The sequence below is a fragment of the Enterococcus hailinensis genome (assembly GCF_045862035.1).
Taxonomy (GTDB): domain Bacteria; phylum Bacillota; class Bacilli; order Lactobacillales; family Enterococcaceae; genus Enterococcus_A; species Enterococcus_A hailinensis.
This window is the reverse complement of record NZ_BAAFRV010000002.1, coordinates 195,102-208,002: the sequence shown is the minus strand read 5'-3', so window position 1 is coordinate 208,002 and position 12,901 is coordinate 195,102. Positions and strand designations below refer to the sequence as shown.

General features: G+C 36.9%; 13 protein-coding genes. 10 read left to right on the top strand and 3 right to left on the bottom strand.

Features of this window, described 5'->3' with window-relative positions; genetic code table 11:
- The first annotated feature begins 121 nt into the window (after positions 1–121).
- Entirely contained in the window at positions 122–499 is a 378-nt protein-coding gene (locus ACKTSC_RS02805) for a PTS sugar transporter subunit IIA (protein ID WP_407856759.1), read from the top strand.
- A gap of 39 nt (positions 500–538) precedes the next feature.
- Here the strand turns inward: ACKTSC_RS02805 and spxB are convergent, their stop codons facing one another.
- Complete coding sequence (gene spxB / locus ACKTSC_RS02800; RefSeq protein ID WP_407856758.1) at positions 539–2,263, bottom strand: pyruvate oxidase; 1,725 nt, start codon at positions 2,261–2,263, stop codon at positions 539–541.
- Positions 2,264–2,415: 152 nt separating this feature from the next.
- Here spxB and ACKTSC_RS02795 point away from each other — a divergent pair, with 152 nt between their 5' ends.
- Positions 2,416–3,234 (top strand): ZIP family metal transporter, encoded by an 819-nt coding sequence (locus ACKTSC_RS02795; protein WP_332579917.1) that lies wholly within the window; start codon positions 2,416–2,418, stop codon positions 3,232–3,234.
- A gap of 40 nt (positions 3,235–3,274) precedes the next feature.
- Here ACKTSC_RS02795 and ACKTSC_RS02790 read toward each other — a convergent pair whose 3' ends face one another.
- A complete protein-coding gene (locus ACKTSC_RS02790; RefSeq protein WP_332579916.1) occupies positions 3,275–3,469 on the bottom strand; it encodes a hypothetical protein in 195 nt (64 codons plus the stop codon).
- Between the two features lie 167 nt (positions 3,470–3,636).
- Between ACKTSC_RS02790 and ACKTSC_RS02785 the strand changes: the two genes are divergently transcribed.
- From ACKTSC_RS02785 to ACKTSC_RS02755, 7 genes are all read left to right on the top strand, one after another.
- Positions 3,637–4,209, top strand: a complete 573-nt coding sequence (locus ACKTSC_RS02785; RefSeq protein ID WP_332579915.1) for a TMEM175 family protein — start codon at positions 3,637–3,639, stop codon at positions 4,207–4,209.
- A gap of 102 nt (positions 4,210–4,311) precedes the next feature.
- Positions 4,312–4,989: an HAD family hydrolase gene (locus ACKTSC_RS02780; RefSeq protein ID WP_407856757.1), complete on the top strand. Its 678-nt coding sequence runs from the start codon at positions 4,312–4,314 to the stop codon at positions 4,987–4,989.
- 403 nt (positions 4,990–5,392) lie between these two features.
- The gene (locus tag ACKTSC_RS02775; RefSeq protein ID WP_407856756.1) at positions 5,393–7,468 is read left to right on the top strand and encodes a BglG family transcription antiterminator; all 2,076 of its coding nucleotides are present in this window, start codon (positions 5,393–5,395) and stop codon (positions 7,466–7,468) included.
- On the top strand, positions 7,468–7,944 hold the full coding sequence (locus ACKTSC_RS02770) for a PTS sugar transporter subunit IIA (protein ID WP_407856780.1): 477 nt from the start codon (positions 7,468–7,470) through the stop codon (positions 7,942–7,944). Before ACKTSC_RS02775 ends, ACKTSC_RS02770 begins: the two co-directional genes overlap by 1 nt.
- 16 nt (positions 7,945–7,960) lie before the next feature.
- Positions 7,961–8,251 (top strand): PTS sugar transporter subunit IIB, encoded by a 291-nt coding sequence (locus tag ACKTSC_RS02765; protein ID WP_407856755.1) that lies wholly within the window; start codon positions 7,961–7,963, stop codon positions 8,249–8,251.
- Between the two features lie 146 nt (positions 8,252–8,397).
- Positions 8,398–9,666 (top strand): PTS galactitol transporter subunit IIC, encoded by a 1,269-nt coding sequence (locus tag ACKTSC_RS02760; protein ID WP_407855122.1) that lies wholly within the window; start codon positions 8,398–8,400, stop codon positions 9,664–9,666.
- Between the two features lie 24 nt (positions 9,667–9,690).
- The gene (locus tag ACKTSC_RS02755; RefSeq protein WP_407856779.1) at positions 9,691–10,740 is read left to right on the top strand and encodes a zinc-binding dehydrogenase; all 1,050 of its coding nucleotides are present in this window, start codon (positions 9,691–9,693) and stop codon (positions 10,738–10,740) included.
- Positions 10,741–10,789: 49 nt separating this feature from the next.
- Here ACKTSC_RS02755 and ACKTSC_RS02750 read toward each other — a convergent pair whose 3' ends face one another.
- Positions 10,790–11,716, bottom strand: coding sequence for an alpha/beta hydrolase (locus tag ACKTSC_RS02750; protein ID WP_407856754.1), 927 nt, complete (start codon positions 11,714–11,716; stop codon positions 10,790–10,792).
- 134 nt (positions 11,717–11,850) lie between these two features.
- Here ACKTSC_RS02750 and rbsR point away from each other — a divergent pair, with 134 nt between their 5' ends.
- Entirely contained in the window at positions 11,851–12,843 is a 993-nt protein-coding gene (rbsR, locus tag ACKTSC_RS02745) for a ribose utilization transcriptional repressor RbsR (protein ID WP_407856753.1), read from the top strand.
- Positions 12,844–12,901: the final 58 nt, after the last annotated feature.

Here is a 12,901-nt window from a genome sequence, read left to right as displayed (position 1 = left end):
ATCAGTATTGGCACAAGGCCTCTTTGCATTATATCGGGGAACATCTTAAGTTTCAAGCATCCTTAAGAATTTACTTGGGATTTAAAATAGGATAGACTTAGAATCGAAGGGATGTGTCAGAATGATCGGGATTATTATCGCGACCCACGACCATTTAGCAGAGAGTCTATTAAAAACGGCTGAAGCCATTTTAGGCGATCAAAGCTGTGTGGAAACATTAAATATTGAACCAGGAGCCACAGGCATTCAAGTAATGGTTGAAAATGTGGCAGAGCAAGTATTGAAGGAAAATGATGAACTTATTTGGCTAGTCGATATGTTTGGCGGAACACCATTTCGCTATGCTAGCTATTGCATGATGGATGATCCACGCCAAGCACTTGTAACTGGGGTGAATTTACCTATGCTATTGCAAGCATTAGTAAATCGAGAATCTACTGCTAAAGAGTTAGCCCAACAACTTGAATTAGAAGGGAAACAAACAATTCGTAGAATGTAAAAAAGGTGTTCCGATACATCCGGAACACCTTTTTAGTTCTTAATAATTTAATAGTTCACGCAAAGTAGGCATGTCATGAACTTGGTATTTTTCTTTGAAAGTCTGGATTTGTTCTGCTGAGAATTTTCCAGGCTCTAATTCTAACGCTTCAACTGGTAGCGGGCGTTCATCTTTGATTTTTACATCGATCACAACCGGTCGATTGCTGGCTTTCGCAGCAGTAAAGGCTGGTTCGAGTTGGCTATATTCTGTAATAGTAAAACCATCTGCACCAAGAGCTTCACCAACTTTACCAAAGTCAGCACCGTCCAAAAAGACGCCAAATTTTTGCTGTTCTGTATCTTCTTGTTCTGCTTCAATAAAACCAAAGGCATCGTTTGAGAAAACGACATTAATAACTGGTAATTGATATTTCACTTGGGTGATGATATCTTGCATCTGCATAGCAAAACCGCCGTCACCACTTAGAGTAAAGACTTGTTTTTCAGGATAACTTAATTGAGCAGCGATACCTCCTGGGACACCATTACCCATAGTAGCAAACCAGCCAGAAGTCGTAAATTGTTGTTCACCGTTCATTTCCAAATGTCGAATAGCATTTAGTGTGACATTTCCGACATCAGATACAAAGACAGCATCATTTTCAGCAATCCGATTGATTTCTTTAAAAACAGGTTCTGAACGTAAAGGTGTCGCTGAGTCATGATAGAAGCTTTTTCGCCACGCATGCCAATTACGAATGTTTTCTTGGTTTGCTTTTAGCCAATCATCGGCGGGACGTGCTACTCCAAGCTCGACCCAACGGCGCAATGTAGTTACACCATCACCGAGTATAGAATAATCAACTGTATGGCGACGTCCAAATTTAGCGGCATCGATATCTACTTGAATAAATTTGGCTTTAGGATTTAAGAACGAACGTCCAAAGGGAAAATCGCTACCGACAAAAACAATCACATCAGCATCAGCCAACGCTTCATTGGCAGGTTTGGTTGCTACTCGAGCAGCAAAACCTAAGAAATTTTCATACAAGTCTGGAATAATTCCTTTGGCTAATACTGCAGCTGCGATGGGCATAGAGAAATGTTCCGCAAAGGCTTTGATTTCTTCAAAACCACCACGTACACCTTGTCCAATATAAAGAACGGGTTGCTTGGCATTTTCGATCAAAGGCAAAGCCGCTTTTATATCTGTTTCTTCAGGTAATAATCGATTTGTCTTATAGGCATCAGCGGTGGCTTGTTCTGCGTTTTTTATTTCTTCAAATCCAAAATCAACTGGAATAGTAACGATTGCTACACCATGATATTTATAAGCTGCTTTAATTGCTTCATCGACTACGTGTGGAAGACTTTCTGGTGTCATAACGGTTCGGTTATAAACGCTAACATCTGCAAACATAGGATTTTCATTCAATTCTTGGAATGCATCATAATTCATTGAGGTTGAAGCAACTTGTCCTAAGAGAGCTAAAACGGGAACATGATCCATCTGTGCATCGTAGAGTCCGTTGATCAAGTGACTGGCACCAGGACCGGCTGAACCAAAAACAGCTCCTATTTTTCCTGTGAGTTTAGCATCTGCTGCGGCTGCTAATGCCCCGGCTTCTTCATGGCGAACTTGAATATACTTGATCGATTCACGTTCATGGTATAAAGCATCCATGGTTGAATTGAATGAACCCCCTGGTATTCCGTAGATGTGATCAATTTCCCAAGCTTCTAAAACATTGATCATTGATACTCCTGCATTGATTGTTGACATAGTGTTCCCTCGCTTTCTTATCGTAAGTTTCATATGTAAAAAGTATAACTCGGTGAAAAAAATGGAGCAAAGAAAGTGTCTCCAAAATAAGTTTACGAGCTTATATTACTTGTGTTAGAGTTAGTATAGACAAACGCTTTCAGGAGGGATATATGATTGATTGGTTACTAAGTTTAGATGCTTGGCAGCAAGCATTGATTGGGACACTATTTACTTGGGGAATGACGGCACTAGGAGCAGCGTTGGTTTTTTTCTTTAAAAATATCAATCGTAATGTATTGAATCTAATGTTGGGATTTGCTTCTGGTGTGATGATTGCTGCCAGTTTTTGGTCTTTATTAGATCCAGCAATCGCAACAGCAGAAGAAAATGGATCGATTCCATGGTTAGTAGTGAGTATCGGTTTTGGTTTAGGTGGCTTATTTCTATATATAGCAGATAAAACGTTACCTCACATGCATTTCGGACCCAACAAAGAAAAAGAAGGGTTACCTAGTCATTTAAAGCGAACGATACTATTAGTCTTCTCAATTACTTTACATAATATACCAGAAGGATTAGCAGTAGGTGTAGCTTTTGGAGCTGCGAATGAGGCAGCTAATCCAGCAGTTGCTGTGTTAGCTGCTATTTCTGTTTCTTTAGGTATTGGGATTCAAAATTTTCCTGAAGGTGCAGCTGTCTCAATTCCTTTAAGACAAGAAGGACTGAGTCGTACAAAATCCTTCTTCTATGGACAAGCGTCAGGGATCGTTGAACCCATTGCGGCTGTTATCGGGGCATTGTTAGTAACAAGAGTGGAGCCATTACTTCCGTATGCATTATCTTTTGCTGCAGGTGCGATGATCTATGTGGTTGTTGAAGAATTAATTCCTGAAGCGCAAGCAACAACAGATAGTAAACATCACTATGGTGTCTTTGGTGCGATGCTAGGATTTATGATCATGATGATTTTAGATGTTGCTTTAGGATAAAAAATGGTCGCAAGCATAACTGCTTGCGACCATTTTTTATTTAATACGTGCTGCGACGTCGTTTAGTTAACCAATTAACGAAGAAATAAACAAGTGCAACTGGAATCACCAATCTAAAGAACAGACCTACTAGTCCTGAAAGGATCGTTCCGACGATACTTAAAACAAAACCAGCAACTAAGAAGAAGCCGACTAAAGCTAATATGCGAACAATTAAGGGATACTTTTCTAACATTTAAAATTTCTTCTTTCTATGGATTTTTAAGATATATTAAGTGTAACAAATGTATTTTTCATTTACGTCCAACTTAAGATGTATTTAACTGGTAAAATAGAATTATTTTTGGTTAAATGTTAAATAAAAACGCTTATTAATAGTAAGTTTTGAACGGAGAAAATTGTATGCCTAAATCACGAATCGAAGCGTTTACTGATGCTGTTATTGCAATTATAATGACGTTGTTAGTTTTAGAATTACATGAACCCGGTGCACCGACCTGGTCTGCTTTTTTACAGATGGAACATAAATTTATTGTCTATTTAATTAGTTTTATCAGTTTGGCAATCTATTGGAATAATCATCATCATCTTTTTCAACTTGTCAAAAAAGTAGATGGATGGGTATTATGGGCAAATAATTTTTTGATTTTAATGATGACTTTGTTTCCGTATGTTACAGCATGGGTCGGGGATTACCCCTTTGATTGGCCACCACAAGCATTGTACGGTGTAGTCATATTAGGAACCGATATTGCCTATTATTTATTAGTTCGGACTTTGGTTCGAGCCAACGGCAAAAATTCGCAGATTGGACAAATGTTTCGCCACTATCCTAAGTCGTACTTATCAATTGGATTAGCTGTTTTAGCGTTGGTTTTAGGAAAATTGATTGCACCGATTACTGTATTGATTGTTAATGTATTAATATTATTAATGTGGATTATTCCAGAAAAATCAATCGAAAAAACTTTATAAGGACAGCTGATAGCTGTTCTTTTTATCTATCTATTTAGAAAGCGCTATATTGATCTTTGCTTATATGGTAGAGTGTAGTCAATTAGTTTAGGGAGGGTTTAGATGTTAGAAGCAGTATTATTTGATATGGATGGTGTTCTTGTTGACTCAGAGTATACATACTTTCAAAGTAAATCACGAATTCTAAAAGATGCGGGACATGAAGTAGAAGAAAGCTATCATTATCAGTTTATGGGAACAACTAGCGAATATATGTGGGAACAGATGAAACAGGAATTTTCACTTTTAGGTTCTGTTGAAGGGTATGTCCAGCAAATGACTTCATTGCGTCAAGCGATGATCCAGAAGGATGGTATCCGAGCGATTCCAGGTGCACAAGCTTTTGTTAAACGTTTATTTGATTCAGGTTTAACATTAGCAGTCGCTTCATCTTCATCATTAATAGAAATTAAAACGAATTTGATTGAATTAGGATTGTCAGAATATTTTACAGCTATTGTGAGTACAGAAGAGGTCAAACTTTCTAAACCAGCACCGGATGTTTATCTAGAGGCAGCGAAGCGAATCGGTGTAGAACCGCAAAATTGTTTAGGCATCGAAGATACAAAGAATGGTACTGGTGCAGTAAAAAATGCAGGTATGGTTTGTATTGGCTTCGCGAATCCAGCTTTCCCAGCGCAAGACTTATCAGTTGCCGATGAAGTGAAAACATCCTTTTCCCAATTAAGTAAATCAGAGTTGGTTAAGATATACACTGAGGTAAAAGAAAAAAATATTTGAAAGATAGCATTCATAATCACCGAAATTTGCTAAATTAATCAGTTATTTAGTTGAAAAAAGTCTAATCTAAATAAAAAAGTGATCCTGATAAGTGCGCTTATCGGGATTTTTGTTTTAAATCATGAAGAGTATCAGATGATTAAAGAACAGACAAAAAATGAGACTCATGGTAAACTATGAATTTTAATAGAGTATCATATTGCATAATTAGCAATAAAGTTTAGAGATGCAATAAGTAATTAGAGCTTTTAATTAGGTGTTTTATAGAAATAATATAATTTTTTTGCTCAAGTTTGTTTTTTAGAACACCAAGTTGCATAAAAAACACTGAATTAATTGGGAACAAAGAAGGTAGTAATGTAAGCGTTTTTCATTTAAATTAAAGATGTAAAGAGGGATGACAATGAATTTAGAAGAAAGAACCAATCAAATTTTTGTTGAGTTAATCAACAATCCACGAATCACTAGCAAAACGTTGTGTGAAAAATTTGATTTAACTAGAGGACAATTAAATTATGCGCTGAAAAAAATCAATGATTCCTTGCTAGAAGAAAAGATGAGTGAAATCAAACGAACAAAAAATGGGCACTTTCTTATTGCTAATGAAATTCTTTCAAATTTTAAAGGTGGTGGTGAAACGCTTGGAGAAAAAACAGAAAATTATGTTTTTTCGAGTACAGAACGAGCGGCAATCGTCGAATTAATGTTATTAAGTAAAGAAGATTATCTATCATTAAATCATTTTATCGATGAATTGAGAGTCAGTCGTAATACAGTTCTTCGCGATTTAAAAGAAGTCGATCAAGGACTGAAAAGCTATGATCTGCAGTTGAAATATACTCGCCAAAAAGGCTACTTCATCCAAGGCGATGAGTGGAATAAGCGCAACCTGCTGTCAGATGTATTAAATAATTTAGCTAGTATGTATAACGGAGTAAACGTAATTATCCAATTTGCTAATATCGATCATCAACAGGTTGAAACATTCCAGAAACGTGTCGAGTTAGTAGAAGAAGAACTAGAGGTCCAATTTACAGACGAACGGCTAAAAACATTGCCGTTATTGATTTTATTAATGATACGGCGGGCGCAAAAAGGAAAATTAATTTCGTATAGTTTTAAAGTTAATTATCGGGAACTAACAGATACGAAAGAATATTTAGCCGCTGACCGAGTGATTTGGGATGTCGAAGATTTGAGTGAAAATGAACGCGTTTACTTAACGATGCTTTTGTTAACAACAAATCTTTCAAGAGGCGATATTCTCTCTGTTAAAGCAATTAATAAAATGAAAGAAGCGCTAAAGCAAGTTATTGCAAACTTTGAACGAATCGCAGGAGTTAACTTAGAAGATAAAGAAAAATTATTAGATCGTCTACTTGTTCATATGCGACCAGCGTATTACCGAATTAAGTATCATTTAAATTTACAAACTCGATTTTATCAAGAAAATAAAGATGCGAATTTATTTTCACTCTTTTATTTAGTCAAAGAAGCTGCAGGTCCTTTAGAAACGTATTTTGAGCAGTCGGTTCCTGATGCAGAATTATTTTTTATTTCTTTGTTTATCGGCAGTCATATCGTAGAAAGTTCTGAAATCATTCACCCAGAAAACAGAAAAAAAGCTATTATTGTCTGTCCTAATGGTGTTTCTATTGCGGCATTATTAGAAAATACGTTACGCAATTTATTACCAGAAATCGACTTTATTACAACAATGTCTGCGCGTGAATTTTATCGAACTGATTACAAAGTAGATTATATTTTTTCAGCAGTACCATTAAAAACGGAAAAAAAAGTCTTCGTTGTCAATAATTTTCTAAATGAACAAGAAAAACGGCAATTAAGAGAGCGTGTTCTACGAGCTTCAGCAGTTATTCAAACAGAGGCTGTAACGCCAGAAAAAATCTTAGCCGTCGTTAAAAAACATGCAGATAATGTTGATGAAACGAACCTTTATGATGAACTGCTAACTTTATTTGCACCAAAAGAATCAAAAATTTTAGAAAAAAAACGGCCACATTTAATTGATTTATTGAAGGAAGAAACAATCCAAGTTTTTGAAGAAAAGATTAGTTGGACAGAAGTTTTAGAGAACCTAGCTAGACCTTTGGAACAAAAACAAGTGATCACACCTATGTATGTTGAAGCATTGAAAAAGGAAATGCCTCAGCCGCCAGTGTATTCAATTCTACGGCACAAAATCGCCTTGCCACACACAGTGGCAGAAGCTGGAGCTATCGGTGTAGGGATCAGTTTAGGAATCATTAAAAAAGGAATTTTAACAGAAGATGGACGCAAAGTTCATACAGTCATTTTATTAGCATCAAATGATAAAGAAGAACATTTGGATTTGATTTTTGAAATGATGAGTCTAGCTGGCGATGAACAGTTAATCAAAATGGAACAAGCCACAACAAAAAATGAAATTCGAACGGCATTGATGGAATTCAATGAGCAGTATTGGAGGCAGAAATGATGACAGAAGCAACCACGCTGAGTGCGTATGTAAAAGAACCATTAGTTTTTACTCAAGAAAATTATTTTTCGCAAGATGAATTATTTGAACAAGTCACTCAAAAAGCAACCGATCTTGGTTGGGTCAGAGAAGATTTTTTGGAAAGAATCAAAAAAAGAGAAGCAACATTTCCTACAGGTATCCAATTAGTCCATTATGGGGCGGCTATTCCCCACACAGATGCTGAATGTGTGCAGGAAGAATTTGTTGCAATCGTTACTTTACAAGATCCAGTAGTTTTTCAGAGCATGGAAGACAGTAATCAAGAAGTTAAAGCACAAATTATTTTTGTATTAGGATTGAACCAACCTCATGCACAATTAGAAATGCTGCAGTCGTTAATGGGGTTATTGCAAAATGAATCATTATTAGCAGAGTTGCTTTTAGCAACGACCCCATCAGAATTAATTGAAATCATCAAACAAAATAACTTATAAAAGGGAGCCAATTATAATGAAAAAAGTACGAGTATTAGTCGCATGTGGAGCAGGAATCGCAACATCAACAGTGGTAATGAGAAAAGTAGAGGATCTATTTGCAAGAAATGATATCCCAGTAGAAATTAATCAAATTAAAATTTCGGAAGCAGCATCAAAACAAGATGGAGCGGATATGCTGATTTCAACAACAATGTTGCCAACAGAGTATAAAATTCCAGCAATCAAAGCGATGGCATTTTTAACAGGGATCGGTACTGAAAAAGTTGAGAATGAAATTATCGAAGCCGCTAAAAGTATTCAATAATTTTGATTGACATGTATATCTTTCACTAACTAAAAAGAACCACTTAGATCTAATGATCCGTAGTGGAAGATATATGTGTTGAAGAAAGATTTATTTTTTCAAGAGAAAAATTAAATATATCAAAGCAAAACAGGAGGAATAAATTTATGGATGGTTTAACGGACGTAGTACAGAGTATATTAGGCGCCGGTCCAAGTGTGATGTTGCCGATCATTATTTTTATCGTAGGTATTATTTTCAGAGTTCCAGTCAAGAAAGCAATTATTTCGGGTATCACTGTAGGGATCGGGATGATCGGGATCAACCTAGTCATCAATGTATTGACAACGAATGTTGGTCCAGCCGCACAAGCAATGGTCGAGAGATTTGGCTTGAATTTAACAATCATCGATGCAGGATGGCCAGCAGTTTCAGCCGGGACATGGGCGCAACCAATCGCGGCTGTAATGATTCCAGTTATTTTAGTAGTGAATTTAATTATGTTGGCATTAAATCGTACAAAAACACTGAATATCGATATCTGGAACTACTGGCATGTTAGTTCTGTAGCGGCAACTGGTTATATTGTAACAGGAAGTTTCTTCTTTGGCATCTTGTGCGGGATTTTATTCTCAATCATTATTTTAGTGATTGCTGATAAGACTGCACCGAAAGTCCAAGAATATTATGGTCTTGAAGGAATCAGTATTACGACAGGTTCAGCCCAAGGGTATGCAATCTTAGCATTGCCAGTCGGATGGGTATTGGATCGAATTCCAGGACTAAACAAATTAGATGTAAAACCAGAAACGATCCAAAAACGTTTTGGTATCTTTGGCGAGCCGATGATCATGGGAATTATCATTGGTATGTTCTTAGGTTTATTAGGTGGTTATGATCTAATCGGTATTTTACAAATCGGTATGAACATGGGCGCAGTAATGTTCTTAATGCCACGGATGGTAAAAATCTTGATGGAAGGTTTGATCCCAATCCAAGAAGGAGCACAAAAATTGTTACAAAGTCGTTATGGTGACCGCGAAATCTATCTAGGAATGGATGCTGCATTAGCAACTGGCTCACCAGCTGCATTATCAACAGGACTTTTGATGGTCCCGATCACATTATTCTTAGCCGTAATTTTACCAGGAAATCACGTTTTGCCATTCGGAGATTTGGCAACGATTCCATTTTTCGCAGCTTTAGTTGTTCCAAGTCGCAGAGGAAATATCTTAACTTCAGTTATTTCATTAACAGTTGTCATGGCCTTTGCTTTATTGATGGCAACGAACTTTGCACCAGTATTGACTGAGATGGCTCAAGGAATCGTTAAATTCCCAGAAGGTGCTGCTCAAATCACCAATTTAGATACTGGTGGGAATTTCTTGAAATGGATCTTCTTAAAATTATCAGAATTAGTAGCACAAGTAATGTAGGGGGCTTATAAAATGAGTAATAAAATGATGAAGGGTGTTTCAAAGCAAGCACCCGGTTATGATCAAATGGAATTTATTGATTTACCTGTTCCTGAAGCAACTGAAGACAAAGTATTGATCAAAGTAGCTTACACTGGTATTTGCGGCTCGGATATCCATACATTCAAAGGGGAATATAAAAATCCGACAACACCAGTAGTATTAGGACATGAGTTTTCCGGTCAAGTAGTAGCAGTGGGAGAAAAAGTAACTTCAGTTAAAGTGGGCGATCGTGTAACGAGTGAAACAACTTTTTATGTGTGTGGTGAGTGCGATTATTGTCAAAATAAACAATACAATTTGTGCTCAAATCGAAAAGGGATTGGAACTCAACAAAATGGTTCTATGGCCAATTATGTATTAGCTCGCGAAGAAAGTATCCACATTTTGCCCGATCATTTAAGCTACGAGGGAGCAGCGATGAGTGAGCCGCTGGCTTGCTGTGTTCATGCAATGTATCAAAAGAGTCATTTAGAATTGCAAGATACAATTATTATCATGGGACCTGGGCCGATCGGTTTATTCTTACTGCAGATTGCAAAAGAAATTGGTGCTTTCGTCATCATGACGGGCATCACGAAAGATGCACATCGTTTAGATTTAGCTAAAAAATTAGGTGCTGATGTAGTTGTTGATACAATGCAAGAAGACTTAACTGCTATTGTTAATCAACTAACAGAGGGTTATGGAGTAGATAAAGTTTACGATGCGTCAGGTGCTGCTCCTGCCGTCAACGCCAGTTTACCGTTGATTCGGAAGCAAGGTCAGTTTGTTCAGGTAGGACTGTTTGCTAACAAGCTGGTTGAATTAGATACAGAATCGATCATCCAACGAGAAATCGAATATATTGGTAGTCGGTCACAAAATCCATACGATTGGCCAATTGCGATTCATTTATTAGCAAAAGGTGCCATTAATATCGATGAAATGATTACAAAGAAATACCCATTGGATGAGTGGCGAGAAGCCTTTGATAAAGTGATGGAAGGTAATGAAATCAAAGTAATGATCGAATCGAATTTGAACGAATTTTAAACAGAAAGAGGCTGTGCCAAAGCGGGCACAGCCTCTTTTATTAAATTTTTTATTTTATATATTTTGCTAGAAAATCGGTCATTTTTTTCTGATAGTTAGCTGGATCTTTGCTTAATGATTCAGCGTGTCCAGCACCGTGGACGACATATTTTTCTTTTGGTCCATTGGTAGCATTGTAGACTTTATCCAGCATTGAGAAAGGAACAAAATCGTCTTTATCACCATGGATAAAAAGCATCGGCAGCTGGTTCTTCTTTAATTGTTTAATAGCATCAGCCTCACCAAAGAAGTATCCAGCACGAATTTTTGTTACCAGACTAGTAACAGGAATCAATGGAAAAGCTGGTAAATTAAAGAGTTGCTTCAATTGGTAGGTTAATTCGCCATTGACTGAGCTATAGCCGCAATCTTCGATGATCGCTTTAACATTGGTTGGTAATTGCTCGCCGCTGGTCATCATGACCGTAGCTGCGCCCATACTGACACCGTGGAGAACAATTTCTGATTTTGAATCTTGTCCGACTACTCGATCGATCCATTGAACATAGTCTTTTCTTTCGTGCCAACCAAATCCTATGTAATCACCTTCGCTTTTCCCATGCCCTCTAGCATCAGGTATCAAAACATTATAACCAAGATCATGATAGATTTTAGCATATTGAGTCATATCGGTAGCTTGTCCCATATAGCCATGAGCCACGATGGCTGTTTTATGTTGATCTTTTTCTGCCGGTAAATAATAGGCAGATAATCTGAGATCATCTTTAGAGGTTAAGTGCCAAGTGGTACGATTATTTTCGTCATTAAACCAATTTTCGGCAGCAATCAATTCCGTAGACTTTTTATTTGATCCATTAGACAAAAAATCCTTCTTTGATGGGACAACAGCGTATGAATAGAAATAGTTTCCAGCAAAAGCTAAAGCAATAAGGATAATAAAAATAATTCCTAGGATAATTTTTGTTTTTTTATTCATCATTTCACTCCTATAAATATATCATAAGCAGTATAGATAAATTTTGTGATGATAGCAAGTGTGCGATTTGGTTGGTTTACAGGCAAGCCCTTTCGTGAGAGAATAAAACAGAATTTAAAGCAGGAGCGAATTAAATGGAAAATAAAAAAATTACGATCAAAGATGTAGCGAAACGATCAGGGGTCTCGATTGCGACTGTTTCTCAGATTCTAAATGGAAATGCACAAAAATTTAGTCTGAAAACGGTAGAAAAAGTACTGGCAGCCAAAGAGGAATTAAATTACGAACCTGATTATTTTGCTCGTCGAATGATCATGAAGGAAAGCAAGACGATCGGTGTGTTAGTACCGGATATAACCAATCCCTTTTTTAGTACGTTAGTCCGTGGAATTGAGGGTGTGTTATATCGTGAAAATTTTGTGACGATGTTATGTAATGCGGATTTGGATATGGAAAAAGAGACCAATTATCTAGCAGAATTAAGTCGGCGAGGAGTAGATGGATACATTATTGCAAGCTCTGCCATTTCCAACCAAGCGATCAACCAAACTTTGCGGAAAAAGAATTTGCCTTTTATTGTACTAGATCAAAAAAAGGCAAAGGGGTTTAGCGATGCAGTACTAACGGATGATTTTGCAGGAGGGAAAATAGCGGGAGAACATCTGTATGAATTAGGACATCGAAAAGTCGCGGTCGTATTACCCGAAGATGCTACAGAAAATATTCAAAACCGGTTAAAAGGATTTAACGAAATTTTTTCAAATCCTATTTTAATTCATAGCGAGCTTTCAAAAGAAGGTGGACGACAGGCAGTCGAATCAATTATTGCTTCGGAAGTTACAGCTATTTTTGCAATCAATGATGAGATCGCTTTTGGTATCTATCTAGGATTAGCAGAAGCAAGTAAAACAATACCCGATGATTATAGTGTGATCGGCTATGACAATGTAGATATGTGTGAATATATGACGCCGCAACTAACAACTGTAGCACAACCAATCTATGAATTAGGGCAAACAACCGCGGAACTGTTGTTGGAAAGAATTCATCAACCAAAGAAAGATTGGGAAGAAAAAAAACTTTCTGTTCAAATAAAGAAACGTTTTTCAACAGCACACTTGAAATAGCTTTCAAGCTGTGCTATATTTTTGGTGTCGAATTAAAACGTTTTACTAAAACGTTTTA